Raw genomic sequence first — 13,226 nt, 5'->3', positions numbered from 1 at the left:
AGGAGGAATGGGGAAATTACCAAAAGAATAGGGTAATCCGCATATGCCCTTATTATCGTCTGAAAAGACAAAGCATCGCCTCCAAGACATCATTGAATATCTAATTAATAAATGGACCTATTGGAGAAAAGAATTGATGACAGTTGCGCCAAGTCTTAAAGACGCAATGAAACAGAAGATTAGTCCGAGAATATGAAATGGGGAAAAGAAGATAAATGAAATTATGCACATAGCGATTCCAACTGCAAATGATATAGCTTGAAGTAAGAACCTGACAATTTCAGAAAAAAATGCACCTTTACTATATGTGGCAAAACCGGCAAAAAAGGAAGTTAAAATCACAGAAAAGTACATGAAGAAGATAGACATACTTATCACCCCGATTAATTTGAACTAAAATCTACATCAATCATGCGTCCTTCGCGGCGGAGAACTCTTGCTTATATTTCTCCTGCTGCATGGCATAGTCGACCTGAGTCAATATGTATTCCTGCCCGGCGGGATTGAGAGCGCGGAAATGAGAAATCAGGTCTTGTTCATCTGCGGTGAGGGAGTCTGGCCGGGTAGTGGTCTTGCCGTCGGTTTGACCCATTAGGTAAGCAACTGTGACCCCCAGATAGTCGGCGACTTTAACCAAATGGTCAGACTTTGGGGAAGTGCCGCGCTTCTTCCATGTGGTATATGTAGAATTGCTAAATCCGAGGTCGGACATCATTTTGTTAGCAGAAATCCCTTTCGAAGATAGAAGTAGATCGATTCTTTCAAAAATTTGCATTATTAAAAGCCTCCTTGACATCTAACAAATGTTAGAATATAAATAGATTATAGAAAATATTAAAAGGGGAAACGAAAAGATGGAATTGTTTGCATTGTTTGTTTTATTTTTGGTTGCGGAGGCTATGTGGATGTACTGCCTGGGGAGTTTGGCCTATTCAACTATCAAACAGGCCGGAAAGGAAAGTGAGCACGGCATGCCAACGATCGGGGGGAACGGCGATGGCGGCAATTATTGCGCCAAACGCAGCCAGAACAACACCAACGAAAGCAATCATATCCTGCGGAGTACGCAGGAAACACTTGGATTTCTGAAACTGGGATTGATCTCGCTGGTCACCATGACAGGTATCCTTGGAAGCGCGTGGTTCGCGAGCGTCTTGTAGCGGCTCCCAGCCGGGGAATAAGCGGCGGGCTTCATTCATCATCTCGGGCGGAACCTTGTGCACAAGCAACGCTCTGCGGCGAGTTTCGTCGTCAGATATGTGCCGGTAGTCATCAAGAAAATCCTCAGACCAAGGAACCTCGGCTTTCTCAGGAAAATCATTTGGACGAGTGGACACAGCAAGCACCGGCTTTCCATTTTAGACAGCACCGCCAAAAGCGGTGTTGTTTTTTTGTTCAATGCTACAAATTCTAGCAAATGCTAGTAAAGTCAGTTGACTTCTAACAATTGCTAGAATATTATAACAATAACAGTATACTACACAACCAAAGATTACACGGAAAAACGACAGCCGTCAAGAGGAGGTACCAAAAAATGTTAGGAGAAAATTTGAAAGCCCTGCGGGAGCGCCGGGGCGTGACGCAGAGGATGTTGGCAGAAAGCATTGATGTGACACCGGCGCACATCAGCGCGATGGAAAACGGCGTGAAAATCCCCAACGCCGCACAGGTGGCAGTGTTTGCGGAGGTGCTGGGCTGCACCACGGACGCAATCATTTTGGGAACAGGACTGGAGCTGGCTCAGGAAAAGGAACTGATTGAAAAGTTCCGCGCGGCATCGCCCACGGAGCGGGAAGCGGCGCGGGCCGCGCTGGAGAATCGGGGGGTGGGCGCATGATGGAGCTTTCATCACGGGAAATGGAGCTTTTGCGGCAGTATCGGGGAGCCACGCCGGAGGGAAAGCGCAAGGTGCAGCAGCTTCTGGAGCGCGCGGTGCGGCGGCGGGGACTGCGCCAAGAGGACGAGCGGAAAACCACTCGGGCTTAAAGAAGGAGGGACACACGATGAACATTGAAAAATTGCTGGAAAACTCAGGGTTTTCGCCAGAGGAAAAGAAACGGGCCTCTGAAATCTTCAGGCAGTTGGAGGGCCTGAAAATTTCAGAGGCGGAGATGATCCTAAGTTTCTGCGCAGAAGTTTTGGATCAATGTGTGATTACAGTTAGCCCTGTATTCACTGCGGAAGACCCAAACGGGATGTGTGCAGGCGGGGATAGTGTAGAGTGTCCTGTCAACCGAAAATCTCATTGTTTATGAAGTCCCACTGCTCTTTTGTGAGCCATCCTTGCTTGTTATTTTCAACCTCGATTACAATGCAGCGATCGTCAGAATCCAAATTTGGCTTGATCAAATCGAATACATCATTTGCGCTGGAATAGTTCGCTTTAATTAACCAAGTCGAATCTAAATAGTGACACCATTTGATGGAGGCTTTTTTGATTGCCTCAAATACACCGTCATAATTTTTTCCGGATTTATTTAGATCGTAGGATATCATGTACACCATTTTATAATTCACCTCCTTTCGCCCATATTTTACCATTAAAGCAGCAAAAGGACAAGTAACCGGGGGAGGAAAAAGTCGTATCAGCGCAGAGCCCGCCGGGGTAATTCAGTTATTTGGTTATCCCGCAGAGGTAATCGGTGGAAACCCGAAGGGCGTTGGCGATTTTGGGTAAGTTGCCAAAGTTGGGGCGGCAAGACCCATTCAGCCAACGGCGTGCTGTGGTTTGTGTGACGCCCACATGACGAGCAAGATCGGGTGCTGTAACACCCTGTGGTCTCATGGCGGACGTGAGCCGTGCTGCGAAATCACGGTCAAAGAAGAAGAAAAAGAAGGCACATCACTCCCGGACACCCGGCAGGCTCTGCGCTGATACGACGTTTGGAAAACATCTTACCACTGGCGAAAAGGAAGGGCAAGCGCATAGGACAACCACGGAAAACCATAGGCTGGCACACAGGAGGCGAATGATTTGAAAGAAGAGCATATTGTTGCGGAATATGAATTTGACGGCGTTCGCGTGCTGGTGTCAGATATCGCCTTTGCAGGGAAGACGGAGAAGGAACTGGAGGACATTCGCCGGGAGGCACGGCGGATTGCGTGGGGAATTCAACTGAGGCATCAAGCGCGGGAAGAGAACGCATAGCTGCAAATACATAGGAGGAAGGCACGATGATGTACCCAAAGAGTATGTCTGCGCGGAAGAGCGCGGTGAAGAAAAACAAGCGCAAAGCGGACGTTCAGCGCGTGTGCTGGCGGTGCGGCCGGAACGGCTGCGCGGACCCGCTGGACAAGCACCACATTTTCGGCGGGGCGCTGCGGAAGAAATCCGAGCAGTACGGGCTGGTGGTCTACCTGTGCAACAACCGATGCCACGAGAACGGGCCGGAAGCGGCGCACCGGAACCCGGAAACCATGCAAAAGCTCCACAAATACGGCCAGAAAAAGGCCATGGCGGAAAACGGCTGGACCACAGAGGACTTTATCCGGGAGTTCGGAAGAAATTATTTGTGAGGGGGATAAACCAATGAGCCAGAAATCAGAAAAATACGCCCGCAAAATGGGCCGCAGGCTGGACCAACTGGAGACAACCATGACGGACGTTTTGGGCGAGACTGCGGGCATTTGGGAGCTGCGCCGCAATGCTGCTAACAAGGCAAGGCGGGAAGCGCGGCGCGCGGACCGGTGGCGCTGCACGGCATGGCTTGCCATGATTGCGCTGGTGCTGTCCCTGTGCCTGACGCTCAAGGTGAAAGCAGACGCCGCGCCGGTGGGCGAGTCTCCCGTTGAATCCATCCCCATTGTGGCGGCGGAGCAGGAGGACTTTGAAAATGAGAAGATTGAAGAGGCTCTGCTGGAGTGCGCCCATGTGATTCCGGACTGCACTGTGACATGGTACACCTCGGACACCTGCAACAAGCAGCCAGGGGACCCGGCCTATGGCATTACATATTCCGGACTTCCTGTGGTGGAGGGCCTGACCTGCGCCGTGGACCCCGAGATAATCCCGCTGTACTCCGACGTATTCGTTCGGTACGCGGACGGCACGATTGAACAGCTTTGGGCCACGGACACTGGCGTTTCTGGTAAAGCGATTGACATTTACACGCCGGACTACGATTACGCCATCCAGTGCGGGCGGCAGAGCCTGACCGTATGGTGGGTGGAACCGCCGGAGGACACGCGATGAAGGGGCAACTGCCGGACAAGCCCTGCTATGGCTGCACGGAGCGGGCGGTGGGCTGCCACGGAAGCTGTGCAGAATATCAGGAGGCGGACCGAAAGCGGATTGAGGCACGAAAGGCCGCGCACCGGGAGAGTCGGGCGCTGGAGGACTATACGGAAGTCAAAAAATCCGCGATTTGGCGAACGATTCGGAAAGTGCGGCACAGGAAGGGGTGAGCACATGGCACGAAAAGCGGAAAGGCTTTTCTTTTGGATTGTGGCCTGTGAGGGCCATACGAACGCATGGGTGAACGCCGAGAACTGGGAGTTGGCCACGGTGGCGGCTGCGGCATTCTGGGGCGTACCGTGGCGGGAAGTAGCCGCGAAATGCGAGTGCCGCCAAAAGCGCCCTGTTATAAAAGGCGTTTGCCCGCAGTGCGGAAGCTTTTTCTTCGGCGGGGCAAAACGGTGCGACCTGTGCGAAAAAAAGGCCCGGGACGACGAGCAAAATTTGCAGCAGTATCTGAAAAACAGGTACAAGCATAGGAGGCAGGAAGGGGGCGGCAAAAATGCCGATCAGTGAAAGGGCCCTGCTGCGGCAGATGCGGGAGAATTTCAAGGGCGCGGGGTACCGCGTGGGGCTTGTGATGCGCGGCGGAGTGCAGTGGTTAATGCTGAACGGGATGCAGTGGGCGGTTGCCCTGCCGTACAGCGACGCGGGAAAAGAGCTGAAGGCCCAGATTGTGAGCCACACCGGGGAAATGCCCGGAAAGCCGGTGAAGGCCCAGAAGGAAACCGTGCAGATGGAGATGGACGGGGAACTGGAAAAGACCTTTTCCAACGTATTCACCGAAACCTCCGGCATGGTTCCGTGTCGGCAGACATGCCTGTATCTGGGAGAGCGGCAGATCTGGAAGGACAGCTCCGGGCGGTGTAGCCTGTTTGAGCCGGGGTTTACCGGGCTAATCGCTCCCACGGAGGAAGAGCCGCTGGAACGGGTCACGGATGGGCGGAGAATGCTTTTGACCGATGGGGAAGTGAAGGTTTTTGTTCTGTCTCCCGGGGCAAAGGACAGCCAACAGGAGATGCTGGACTATCTGGGCCGCCACGACTGGGCAAACGTGGTGGAGGAGGAAGCCGACGACGAGGACCAGGAAGAAATTTAGGAGGTAGGCATGACGGATTTGGCAGTCAAAAAACTGGAAGCGGAGTTTTCCAAGGGGATGTATGACAAATACGCCGCCATCATGAAGCGGGGCGTTTTAGGGGCGTTGACCGGATTTTGCGAACAGGACGCGGAGTTTGCACAGGCGGTCTTTCAGGGCGGAAGCTTTGAAGACTGCATGAAAGCCGTGGCAAAGAGCTGCGGGACCGGTATCTCGGATATGGAGGCATACAGGCGGGCGGTGCAGTTCTATTTCCCGGGCGCAGATATCAAGTTTCACATGACGGTGAACCTGTGCGCCAGCGTGGAGGAGCCGGAGGAACCGGCGGAGAAGCCCGCGCCCATGCTGCTGGACCTGACGGAATTTCTGTGAGGCACGGAGATGGGATATGTGCACAAAGGAACGGAGCCTATGAAAATCACAGTGCAGGAGGGCAAAGAAAAGGCCTTTGACGAATTCCCCGGATTGAAGCAGGAAGAGCTGGACACCGTGAATGACTACTATAAGCACTACCTCTTCTATGAGAAATCCGGCGGCGGACGGAAGTTTTGGAGCAGTTGCTGCCACCAGCAGGGGCGGCTTTTGAGCATGACCAGCGAGCGGACGTTCACAACCGCTGTTCTGGATGCACTTTATGCCCGTCATGATTCCAAGATTGCTTGCCCGTTCTGTGGGAAGTCCGTAGAGCTGAAAGCAAAGGGAACTGCAAAAAACTGCAAGAAGCTGGAGACATATATTCCCGTGATTTTTCTCAGTACGGCAGACGACGGGGAAACGATTTACGCTCAGGCTTACTGGACCAACAAAGACTATGCCTGCAACTGGGCGGCGGAGCCTCTGTACATGGCGACCTACGTTTACCGCTTCCGGAGGAACGAGGCGGTGCAGTGGGAGCACGCCTGTTACGGCGATGTCTGGCACAAGCAGGTGAACGGATTTTTCACAGAACCCTTCCGAAGCGGCGGAGGCCTGTTTTTTCGATATGACGACTATCGGGTAATTGGTCTGGAGTGCCTGAAACAAAGCTTCTTAAAGTACATTGACTTTACAGTTTGCAAAAGCGGATATAGGGCAGGCTGGCATAACCTGATGCGCTTTCTTTCCATGGCGGCGCAGTATCCGGAAAACGTGGAGATGCTGCAAAAGGCGGGCATAACTAACGTGCTGGCCGACTGGACACAGAGAAAAAAGAAAAACGCCGCCAACATTGTGTGGGGCGAAAAGGACCCGCGCAAGGCGTTCCGGCTGGACGGCGGGGAGCTGAAGGCGTTTATGTCCACGCGGAAAAGCATGTCTGTCATGACGCTGTATAAACGAGCGAAGAAGCAGGGGGCTGGACTGAGCATGTCAGACTGTCAGGGGATTGAGGACGCGTTGGGTTGGGCGGCCGAAAAGGAGCTGCCCAAGCTGACAAGGGAGTACGGAACCTCCATCAAGGCCCTGACACACTATTTGAAGCGGCAGGCGGACGGAGAGCGCAGCTTTGGCATGGCCTTTCGGACGTGGAAGGACTATATGACCGCGGCGGAAGGGCTGGAACTGCGGATTTACCGGGACGACGTGAAGTATCCAAAGGACCTGTGGGCCGCACACGAGGAGGCCACGAAGCGAAACCGGAAGCGGCTGGAAGCGCAGCACCGAAAGCAGATGCGACAGCAGCAGAAGGAGCAGGCGGAAAAAGAGTACCTTGCCCTGCTGGCCTATGCCAAGCGAAAAAAGGAATTGGAGAAGCGCTATGGCTACGCGGCGGAAGGCCTAATAATCCGGGTTCCTGAGAACCGGGAGGAAGTTGTGGCGGAAGGAAAATTGTTGCAGCACTGCGTGGGCGGATATGCAGACCGGCACATTGCGGGATCCGTGACCATCCTGTTCCTTCGTAAAGAATCCGCGCCGGAGGTCCCTTTTTTGACCGTTGAAATGAACGGAGCCAAGCTGGTACAGATTCACGGTTTTAAAAATGAGGGCATTCACACCACGAAAGGGCGTTTCGCGCCGGACCCGCAGAAGGTCTACAAGGAGTTTCTGGACCCGTGGCTGGCTTGGGTTGCCAAGGGCAGCAGACGAAACAAACAGGGAGAGCCGGTTTTACCGCGCACCCATAAGGAAAAGGTGGAGGTGCAAATTGCATGAATGATTTGGCGCAGGCAAGGAAACTCGCGGCGGAGCTGGGGCTGGACGAGGCGGCGGAACCGGACGACGGAGAGTTTCTGGCGGAGGATTACGGCATGAACGGCCAGCCGCCCCGGGAGGAGCCGCGGGATCTGGATGTGATTACGCAGGAGATTGTTTTTTACAAACGGCAGGCAGGCAGCGCCCTTCTGGAGATTGGAAACCGGCTGAATGAAGCCAAAGATCAATTGGAGCACGGAAAATGGTTGGACTGGCTGCGGGAAAAGGTGGACATTTCCGAGCGGTCGGCGCAGAACTTCATGCGCCTTGCAAGGGAGTATTCCAAATCCGCAGAAATTGCGGATTTGGGGGCCTCCAAAGCCTTGGCACTGTTGGCTTTGCCGGATTCTGAACGTGAGGGGTTTTTAGCTGAAAAGCACGATGTAAACGGCACTCGGAAGTCCGTGGAGGACATGACGGGCGAGGAACTGAAAAAAGCCATCCGGGAGCGGGACGAGGCGTTGAAACGAGCGCAGGAGGCGCAGGAGGGCATGGCCAACATGGTGGACGAGCTTTCCGACGCCAAGCGGGCACGGGACGAAGCCCTGGGCCAACTGGAGGGGGCGAAGAAGGCCGGAGAACAGGCCGCCTCCGCAAAACTGGACGCTTTAAAAGTGAAGTCGGAAGGTCTGGAGGAAAAGCTGAAGGCCGCGCGGGAGAAGGAAAAAGATGCAAAAGCCGAGCTAAAAAACGCCGAAGCCGAAAAGGCGGAGCTGGAGAAAAAGCTGGAGGAGCTGAAAAACAGGCCTGTGGACGTGGCTGTGCGGGAACCCGGGGAGGAAGAAATTCAAAAGCTCCGGGAAGAAGCGGAGGCCGCGGCGACAAAGCAGGTGGAGGAGGCCAACGCCAAACTGAAAGATGCCCAAGCGCGGGCGGAGGCAGCGGACCGGGCCGCAGAGGAGCTGCGCCGGCAACTGGCGGCGGCGGACAGGGACACACAGGCGTTCAAGTTCTACTTTGACGAGTGGCAGGTTAAATACAGCGCCATGGTAGAGGCTTTGGGTGCTGTGGCCGCAGCGGACCCGGAAAAGGCGGAAAAACTGAAAAAGGCCATTCACGCCGCGGCGGAGCGAATGGGGGCGGGGGAATGAGCTTTTCGCTTGAAAAGAAAGAGCCCTGCGGACGGATGCTGCACAGGCTGAAGACGGAACCGAAGTATTTTCAGGACATGCAAAACGGCCTGAAGGATTTTGAGATTTGGAAGAATGACCGGGACTATCAGGCGGGGGACCTGCTGGAGCTGGCGGAGTGGACGCCGGAGGGATTTACCGGGAGGACCATTCTTCGGCGGATCAAGTACATGGTGGACGACGCGCGGTTTTGCAAGGAGGGATTTGTGGTCCTCGGAATGGAGGAACGCTGAAACGAAAACGAGGGCGGCGCGGGGGCGCTGCCCTCCAGGGCTATCGGAGTGAAACATGAATCTGAGAAATCCAAAGGAATATATAGAGCACTGCCTGATGATCCGGGACAAGAAAAACAGGATGGTGCGGCTGATTCTGAAGCCAGCGCAAAGGCGGCTTTATGAAGTGATTAAGCGGGAGCACAAGGCCGGGAGGCCTGTGCGGCTTTTGATTCTAAAGGCCCGGCAGCTTGGCTTTTCCACGTTGGTGGAGGCCATGATGTATCAGGACTCCGCCACGCGAAAGCTGGTGCGGACGCTTATCGTGGCCCATCGGGATGATTCCACGGCAAACCTCTTTCGGATGAACAAGCTGTTTTTCGATTCCTCGCCGCCAGCGGTAAAACCTATGCGCAAAGCCAACAACGCACAGGAACTGGTATTTGAGAATCCCACCAAGAACGCGGCGGAGAAGACGGTGAATCCGGGACTGATGAGCTCCATCCGCTGCGTGACGGCGGGGGCCGGGGGCATTGGACGAAGTGAGACGCTGACCAATCTCCACGCATCGGAGTTCGCATTCTGGCCGGGGGACCCTGAGGAAACTTTACTGGGTCTGATGCAGGCCATCCCGGACGACCCCAACACCATGGCGGTGATTGAAACCACGCCGAACGGCTACAACTATTTTAAAACCCTGTGGGACGGCGCGGAGAAGGGGACAAACGGATGGCTTCCGTTTTTCTCTCCCTGGTTCGAGGAGCCGGAATACCGCAAACCGGTGGTTCCGGGAACGGAGTGGACCGGAGAGGAAAAAGAACTGGCAGAAGCCTATCATCTGGACGAAGAACAGATGATGTGGCGGCGGTGGTGCATTAAAACCAACTGCGGCGGAAACGTGGAGTTGTTCCGGCAGGAGTATCCAAGCTGTGCGGAGGAGGCGTTTCTATTCTCCGGAACACCGTTCTTTGATAATCAAAAGCTGCTTCTGCGGCTGGAGAGTGCTCCGAACTCTATCAAGGTTGGACGCTTTACATATTCTGAACCGAAAGAGGAAAACGGGAAACCCGTGGATGGGAGATGGCACACCGACAGGCGGGGCGGATATATCCAGCTTTGGGAGCTGCCCAAAAAAGGCGTGCCCTATGTGATGGGCTGCGACACTGCCGGAGACGGAAGCGACCGCTTTATTGCATGGGTAATTGACAACACCACGGGAGAGCAGGTGGCGGAGCTGCGGTTCACCCACAACGCGATTTTATTTACCCGGCAGATATGGTGCTTAGGCCATTACTATAACGAGGCACTGATCGCAGTGGAAACCAACTATAACAGCTATGTTTCCATGACGCTGGAACTTTGGAATTATCCGAAACTTTATATCCGGGAGAGAAGCGTGGACAGCTATACCCACAAGCTGGCGAAGAAATACGGCTTTGCCACCACGTCGCAGACAAGGCCGGTCATTCTCGACAATTTACAGACTATCATAGACGAGCACCCGGAATGGGTGAAAAGCGAAGACGCTTTACGGGAAATGACGCATTTTGTTTGCAACGAGAAGCGCCGCCCGGAGGCGGAGAGCGGGGAACACGACGATTATGTGATGGCGATGGCAATTACCTATTTCTGCCGGGACCAGCAAAGCCGGGTGGTAAAGCTGACGCCGGCGGAGAAAGCCCAGTGGACGGAAGATATGTACGAGGACTACCAAAACGCGGATGCGGCGGGAAAGCGGTATCTGCTGGAGAATGGGGGAACCCATTCTAGGAAGGATGTGAACTGACATGACGATGGGCGATGCGGAGATTTGCAAGAGCTACACCGAAGCAAAGGACAAGCACAAGCAACGGGGGATTTTGGCAGAGCTGAATTTGTGCACCAGAAAGGAAATTGACAAAATTCTTTTTCAGAATGGCTTAATGGAGCCCGCGGCGGTAAAAGCGTCAAATTCAAAAATTGATGATAAAGCAGCACAGGAGATGCACCGTGCGGGGAAAACGGACCGGGAGATTGCCGCGGCGTTTGATTGCAGCGTGGCAACGGTGCAGGGCTGGCGGATTCGGAACGAGCTTCGGCCAAATCCGGGACCACGGCAAAAACGCGCACCGGTACTGCGGGAAAAGGACGTACAGAAAAAGTGCGGCGCCGCACCCTCTGCCGCCCTGAAAGCGGGGTCTGGGGGAACTGGTATCATAGACCCGGCTGCGCGGAAAGAGAGTAAAGGAATTACTGTGGAGATTTATTTTCCGGACGGCGTGGCTCCGTGTCAAATCAGAATTTTGGAGGGGAACCATGGCAAACCTTAGAGACGAAACGGTCATTGCAAACGCCGTCCAGACGGACGTTATGATGGACAAGCAAATAGCGAGATCTGTTCCGAAGAAATAAAAAAGGTGGCCGGAAGAACCGGCCACCTGACTGCTGTTTGTTATCCAACACTGCGCTCAAATTCAAGATAGCGTGTGCCTTGAAAGGTAAGTTTCCCAGTATCCTGCTCCGTCAGCATTCCGTACTCCGTGCCCTGAACCGTGAATTCCATACGGTCACCGCTGGCGACCTGAAAGGTGACGTAGTACGTAGTCGAAGAGGACGTATACGGCATATCATTCGCGCCGGTGTGATGGTGGTGGGATACGTCTGAACGCTTGGCGACTATGGTGGCGTCCACGGTAAGTACCGGAGAATCGTTATTCTTTTTCCACTGCTGGGCTCCTTTGGCTGCTCGCGTAATGAGAATTCCGATCATCACAACAAACATGACCCCCACAAATAATGGGACGATACTGAACATGAGACCGCTGAATCTATCTATACCGAATGAAATCACGATGACCCACCCCTTAAAATAATATTGATTTAAGAATACCATTCTTGCAAACAAGAATCAAGGCTATTTACAAGGTGTCCAATTTGGACACAGACAGATACCACAACCACTGAATGTTTACGGCAAAATGCTTAAAGAAAAACCGCCCCGGTTAAGGGGCGGCAGATCAAAGGTCCTGAAGGTCAGCGGCAGGAAGATCGTTTTCGATATTGTCCCTTGCCAGATCGTTGTCGATGGTTGGGTAAATCTCTGGCGGAATTGGCTTTTCGGGCCTGCTAGAAGTAGCCTTCTTCTCCATTTATCTTACCTCTGTTGTCGTTTTTATAGTAGTCTCCAAGCTTAGTGAGCATGCCAAGGGAACAAATGTCAATGCCGGTTCTGTTGATTATGGATTGAATCTCTTTCGGCAGTGTGCTCCAGTATTCTTCCATCTTGGGATCTTCGTATTTCATAATTTTTCATCACCGGATGTAGTTTTCCCGCGTTTTAGATTTTTATTTTGAGGAGGAGCAGCAGGATATTGACACAGCACTAAGTGGAAGGAAGATTGAAGAGGGAAGCAGCCGGGCGCTCTGATAAGAGTGAGCGCCCGGCAAGGCCATTGAGACAGAGGCCGGTATATCCGGCCCCGGTCTGAGTGACTGATACATATATAAATAACGATTTCCCACGTCTCACTCCACGGCAAACCAGCGAAGCGTTTGCCGTGGAAGAGGACGAGCCGCGAAATGAGCGAGCTTTGCCCGGAGGGTGAAGCGAGGGATATGCAGCTTGCGAGGACGCGTGCGCGTTCTTTGCGGGACTTTTAAGGGGCTAAGTCTGGGACGAAGGTCGGGAAAGGGAGGCGCAGGGGCTGAACAACTGTTCGGCAACCTGCGGGGCGGGGGAAAAAGGGAAAGGTTCGTCGCGCGGAGGTACGCGTGACTTTGATTATATTTTTACACCAGAAAGGCGGCGGCGGATATGCGGGGGAAATGGATTGCCAGAATTTGGAGAGCCAGAAATACAGGCGAGGTATCAAAGTTTTTTATGCCCAGGGAAAAGCCGGGGAAGAAGGAAACCGGCCGGGGCAGTTCTCAGCGAAAAAAGGACGCCAACGGGTCACAGGCCATCCGCCGTCTGGCCCGGATTCTGAATGCCAGCTTTCATCCGGGGGACTGCCTGCTGACGCTCCACTTCGACGAGCCGGGACTCAGGCGCATTGAAAACGATCACGACACCGCCGATCACCAGATGATGCTGTTTCTGAGGCGGATGCAGTATGCCTACAAAAAGCGGGGCGTGATTTTCCGGTATGTGGGCATGACCAGCGAAAAAGACGACGAGACGCTAGCCCCCGCCCGCCTGCACTGCCATTGCGTGGTCAGCGGGGACCTGATCTCAAAACCGGAGGGCTGCGGGGAATATCTTTTGAACGGGAAGCCGCTGCGTGAGATGTGGGGCTATGGTACCGCGGACGTGCAGCTTTTGCGCCATCAGGACGACTATACCGCTCTGGCCGTCTACCTGTGCAGACAGGCCCGGTGCCTTCCGGATGAAAAGCGGTGGCACC

General features: G+C 53.9%; 21 protein-coding genes and 1 pseudogene. 17 read left to right on the top strand and 5 right to left on the bottom strand.

Going from position 1 to position 13,226, the window contains the following annotated elements:
• Positions 1-409: 409 nt before the first annotated feature.
• On the bottom strand, positions 410-775 hold the full coding sequence (locus RTK01_RS12330; RefSeq protein WP_312281266.1) for a helix-turn-helix transcriptional regulator: 366 nt from the start codon (positions 773-775) through the stop codon (positions 410-412).
• Positions 776-854: 79 nt separating this feature from the next.
• On the opposite strand from RTK01_RS12330, the gene RTK01_RS12325 reads away from it, so the two are divergent.
• The 4 genes from RTK01_RS12325 to RTK01_RS12310 all read left to right on the top strand — a co-directional run bounded on the left by RTK01_RS12325 (position 855) and on the right by RTK01_RS12310 (position 2,255).
• Positions 855-1,160 carry a hypothetical protein gene (locus RTK01_RS12325; protein WP_312281265.1) on the top strand — a complete coding sequence of 102 codons (306 nt, stop codon included), beginning with the start codon at positions 855-857 and terminating at the stop codon, positions 1,158-1,160.
• A gap of 374 nt (positions 1,161-1,534) precedes the next feature.
• Positions 1,535-1,837, top strand: coding sequence for a helix-turn-helix transcriptional regulator (locus tag RTK01_RS12320; protein WP_312281264.1), 303 nt, complete (start codon positions 1,535-1,537; stop codon positions 1,835-1,837).
• Positions 1,834-1,986: a hypothetical protein gene (locus tag RTK01_RS12315; RefSeq protein ID WP_312281263.1), complete on the top strand. Its 153-nt coding sequence runs from the start codon at positions 1,834-1,836 to the stop codon at positions 1,984-1,986. The genes RTK01_RS12320 and RTK01_RS12315 overlap by 4 nt, the downstream gene beginning before the upstream one ends.
• Positions 1,987-2,003: 17 nt before the next feature.
• Positions 2,004-2,255: a hypothetical protein gene (locus RTK01_RS12310; RefSeq protein ID WP_312281262.1), complete on the top strand. Its 252-nt coding sequence runs from the start codon at positions 2,004-2,006 to the stop codon at positions 2,253-2,255.
• Here the strand turns inward: RTK01_RS12310 and RTK01_RS12305 are convergent.
• Positions 2,230-2,505 carry a hypothetical protein gene (locus RTK01_RS12305; protein WP_312281261.1) on the bottom strand — a complete coding sequence of 92 codons (276 nt, stop codon included), beginning with the start codon at positions 2,503-2,505 and terminating at the stop codon, positions 2,230-2,232. The two genes, RTK01_RS12310 and RTK01_RS12305, sit on opposite strands and share 26 nt — an antisense overlap.
• A gap of 109 nt (positions 2,506-2,614) precedes the next feature.
• Positions 2,615-2,797: pseudogene (locus tag RTK01_RS16880) on the bottom strand (helix-turn-helix domain-containing protein); the annotation flags it as partial.
• A 177-nt stretch (positions 2,798-2,974) separates the two neighbouring features.
• Here RTK01_RS16880 and RTK01_RS12300 point away from each other — a divergent pair.
• Genes RTK01_RS12300 through RTK01_RS12245 form a run of 12 tightly spaced genes read left to right on the top strand, consistent with a single transcriptional unit; the run spans position 2,975 to position 11,153 of the window.
• The gene (locus RTK01_RS12300) at positions 2,975-3,148 is read left to right on the top strand and encodes a hypothetical protein (RefSeq protein ID WP_312281260.1); all 174 of its coding nucleotides are present in this window, start codon (positions 2,975-2,977) and stop codon (positions 3,146-3,148) included.
• A 26-nt stretch (positions 3,149-3,174) separates the two neighbouring features.
• Positions 3,175-3,516 (top strand): hypothetical protein, encoded by a 342-nt coding sequence (locus tag RTK01_RS12295; RefSeq protein ID WP_312281259.1) that lies wholly within the window; start codon positions 3,175-3,177, stop codon positions 3,514-3,516.
• A gap of 13 nt (positions 3,517-3,529) precedes the next feature.
• Positions 3,530-4,192, top strand: coding sequence for a hypothetical protein (locus tag RTK01_RS12290; RefSeq protein ID WP_312281258.1), 663 nt, complete (start codon positions 3,530-3,532; stop codon positions 4,190-4,192).
• A complete protein-coding gene (locus tag RTK01_RS12285) occupies positions 4,189-4,404 on the top strand; it encodes a hypothetical protein (RefSeq protein WP_312281257.1) in 216 nt (71 codons plus the stop codon). The genes RTK01_RS12290 and RTK01_RS12285 overlap by 4 nt, the downstream gene beginning before the upstream one ends.
• Before the next feature lie 4 nt (positions 4,405-4,408).
• A complete protein-coding gene (locus RTK01_RS12280) occupies positions 4,409-4,750 on the top strand; it encodes a hypothetical protein (protein ID WP_312281256.1) in 342 nt (113 codons plus the stop codon).
• On the top strand, positions 4,737-5,333 hold the full coding sequence (locus tag RTK01_RS12275; protein WP_312281255.1) for a hypothetical protein: 597 nt from the start codon (positions 4,737-4,739) through the stop codon (positions 5,331-5,333). Before RTK01_RS12280 ends, RTK01_RS12275 begins: the two co-directional genes overlap by 14 nt.
• 9 nt (positions 5,334-5,342) lie before the next feature.
• A complete protein-coding gene (locus tag RTK01_RS12270) occupies positions 5,343-5,705 on the top strand; it encodes a hypothetical protein (protein WP_312281254.1) in 363 nt (120 codons plus the stop codon).
• A gap of 39 nt (positions 5,706-5,744) precedes the next feature.
• Positions 5,745-7,463, top strand: a complete 1,719-nt coding sequence (locus RTK01_RS12265) for a PcfJ domain-containing protein (protein ID WP_312281253.1) — start codon at positions 5,745-5,747, stop codon at positions 7,461-7,463.
• Positions 7,460-8,593 (top strand): DUF3102 domain-containing protein, encoded by a 1,134-nt coding sequence (locus RTK01_RS12260; protein WP_312281252.1) that lies wholly within the window; start codon positions 7,460-7,462, stop codon positions 8,591-8,593. The genes RTK01_RS12265 and RTK01_RS12260 overlap by 4 nt, the downstream gene beginning before the upstream one ends.
• Positions 8,590-8,865, top strand: a complete 276-nt coding sequence (locus tag RTK01_RS12255; protein WP_312281251.1) for a DUF3850 domain-containing protein — start codon at positions 8,590-8,592, stop codon at positions 8,863-8,865. The genes RTK01_RS12260 and RTK01_RS12255 overlap by 4 nt, the downstream gene beginning before the upstream one ends.
• A gap of 55 nt (positions 8,866-8,920) precedes the next feature.
• A complete protein-coding gene (locus tag RTK01_RS12250; protein ID WP_312281250.1) occupies positions 8,921-10,630 on the top strand; it encodes a hypothetical protein in 1,710 nt (569 codons plus the stop codon).
• 1 nt (position 10,631) lies between these two features.
• Complete coding sequence (locus RTK01_RS12245) at positions 10,632-11,153, top strand: hypothetical protein (RefSeq protein ID WP_312281249.1); 522 nt, start codon at positions 10,632-10,634, stop codon at positions 11,151-11,153.
• Positions 11,154-11,275: 122 nt separating this feature from the next.
• Here RTK01_RS12245 and RTK01_RS12240 read toward each other — a convergent pair whose 3' ends face one another.
• Both RTK01_RS12240 and RTK01_RS12235 read right to left on the bottom strand, forming a co-directional pair.
• Positions 11,276-11,605, bottom strand: a complete 330-nt coding sequence (locus RTK01_RS12240) for a DUF2500 domain-containing protein (RefSeq protein WP_312281267.1) — start codon at positions 11,603-11,605, stop codon at positions 11,276-11,278.
• A 235-nt stretch (positions 11,606-11,840) separates the two neighbouring features.
• Positions 11,841-11,972, bottom strand: coding sequence for a hypothetical protein (locus RTK01_RS12235; protein WP_312281248.1), 132 nt, complete (start codon positions 11,970-11,972; stop codon positions 11,841-11,843).
• Positions 11,973-12,703: 731 nt separating this feature from the next.
• On the opposite strand from RTK01_RS12235, the gene RTK01_RS12230 reads away from it, so the two are divergent.
• Positions 12,704-13,226: hypothetical protein (locus tag RTK01_RS12230; RefSeq protein ID WP_312281247.1), on the top strand; the 523-nt coding region annotated here is incomplete at its 3' end.

Source organism: Oscillibacter sp. (assembly GCF_031978065.1).
GTDB lineage: Bacteria > Bacillota > Clostridia > Oscillospirales > Oscillospiraceae > Oscillibacter.
The sequence above is the reverse complement of the archived record's forward strand: the minus strand, read 5'-3'. Positions and strand labels throughout refer to the sequence as shown.

Bases quoted from the DNA above. Each gene is read 5' to 3' on its own strand.
- RTK01_RS12270 (WP_312281254.1), top strand. From the start codon at position 5,343: ATGACGGATTTGGCAGTCAAAAAACTGGAAGCGGAGTTTTCCAAGGGG.
- RTK01_RS12280 (WP_312281256.1), top strand. From the start codon at position 4,409: ATGGCACGAAAAGCGGAAAGGCTTTTCTTTTGGATTGTGGCCTGTGAG.
- RTK01_RS12275 (WP_312281255.1), top strand. From the start codon at position 4,737: ATGCCGATCAGTGAAAGGGCCCTGCTGCGGCAGATGCGGGAGAATTTC.
- RTK01_RS12250 (WP_312281250.1), top strand. From the start codon at position 8,921: ATGAATCTGAGAAATCCAAAGGAATATATAGAGCACTGCCTGATGATC.
- RTK01_RS12240 (WP_312281267.1), bottom strand. From the start codon at position 11,605: ATGTTTGTTGTGATGATCGGAATTCTCATTACGCGAGCAGCCAAAGGA.
- RTK01_RS12320 (WP_312281264.1), top strand. From the start codon at position 1,535: ATGTTAGGAGAAAATTTGAAAGCCCTGCGGGAGCGCCGGGGCGTGACG.
- RTK01_RS12245 (WP_312281249.1), top strand. From the start codon at position 10,632: ATGACGATGGGCGATGCGGAGATTTGCAAGAGCTACACCGAAGCAAAG.
- RTK01_RS12310 (WP_312281262.1), top strand. From the start codon at position 2,004: ATGAACATTGAAAAATTGCTGGAAAACTCAGGGTTTTCGCCAGAGGAA.
- RTK01_RS12325 (WP_312281265.1), top strand. From the start codon at position 855: ATGGAATTGTTTGCATTGTTTGTTTTATTTTTGGTTGCGGAGGCTATG.
- RTK01_RS12265 (WP_312281253.1), top strand. From the start codon at position 5,745: ATGAAAATCACAGTGCAGGAGGGCAAAGAAAAGGCCTTTGACGAATTC.
- RTK01_RS12260 (WP_312281252.1), top strand. From the start codon at position 7,460: ATGAATGATTTGGCGCAGGCAAGGAAACTCGCGGCGGAGCTGGGGCTG.
- RTK01_RS12235 (WP_312281248.1), bottom strand. From the start codon at position 11,972: ATGGAGAAGAAGGCTACTTCTAGCAGGCCCGAAAAGCCAATTCCGCCA.
- RTK01_RS12315 (WP_312281263.1), top strand. From the start codon at position 1,834: ATGATGGAGCTTTCATCACGGGAAATGGAGCTTTTGCGGCAGTATCGG.
- RTK01_RS12330 (WP_312281266.1), bottom strand. From the start codon at position 775: ATGCAAATTTTTGAAAGAATCGATCTACTTCTATCTTCGAAAGGGATT.
- RTK01_RS12255 (WP_312281251.1), top strand. From the start codon at position 8,590: ATGAGCTTTTCGCTTGAAAAGAAAGAGCCCTGCGGACGGATGCTGCAC.
- RTK01_RS12305 (WP_312281261.1), bottom strand. From the start codon at position 2,505: ATGGTGTACATGATATCCTACGATCTAAATAAATCCGGAAAAAATTAT.
- RTK01_RS12295 (WP_312281259.1), top strand. From the start codon at position 3,175: ATGATGTACCCAAAGAGTATGTCTGCGCGGAAGAGCGCGGTGAAGAAA.
- RTK01_RS12285 (WP_312281257.1), top strand. From the start codon at position 4,189: ATGAAGGGGCAACTGCCGGACAAGCCCTGCTATGGCTGCACGGAGCGG.
- RTK01_RS12290 (WP_312281258.1), top strand. From the start codon at position 3,530: ATGAGCCAGAAATCAGAAAAATACGCCCGCAAAATGGGCCGCAGGCTG.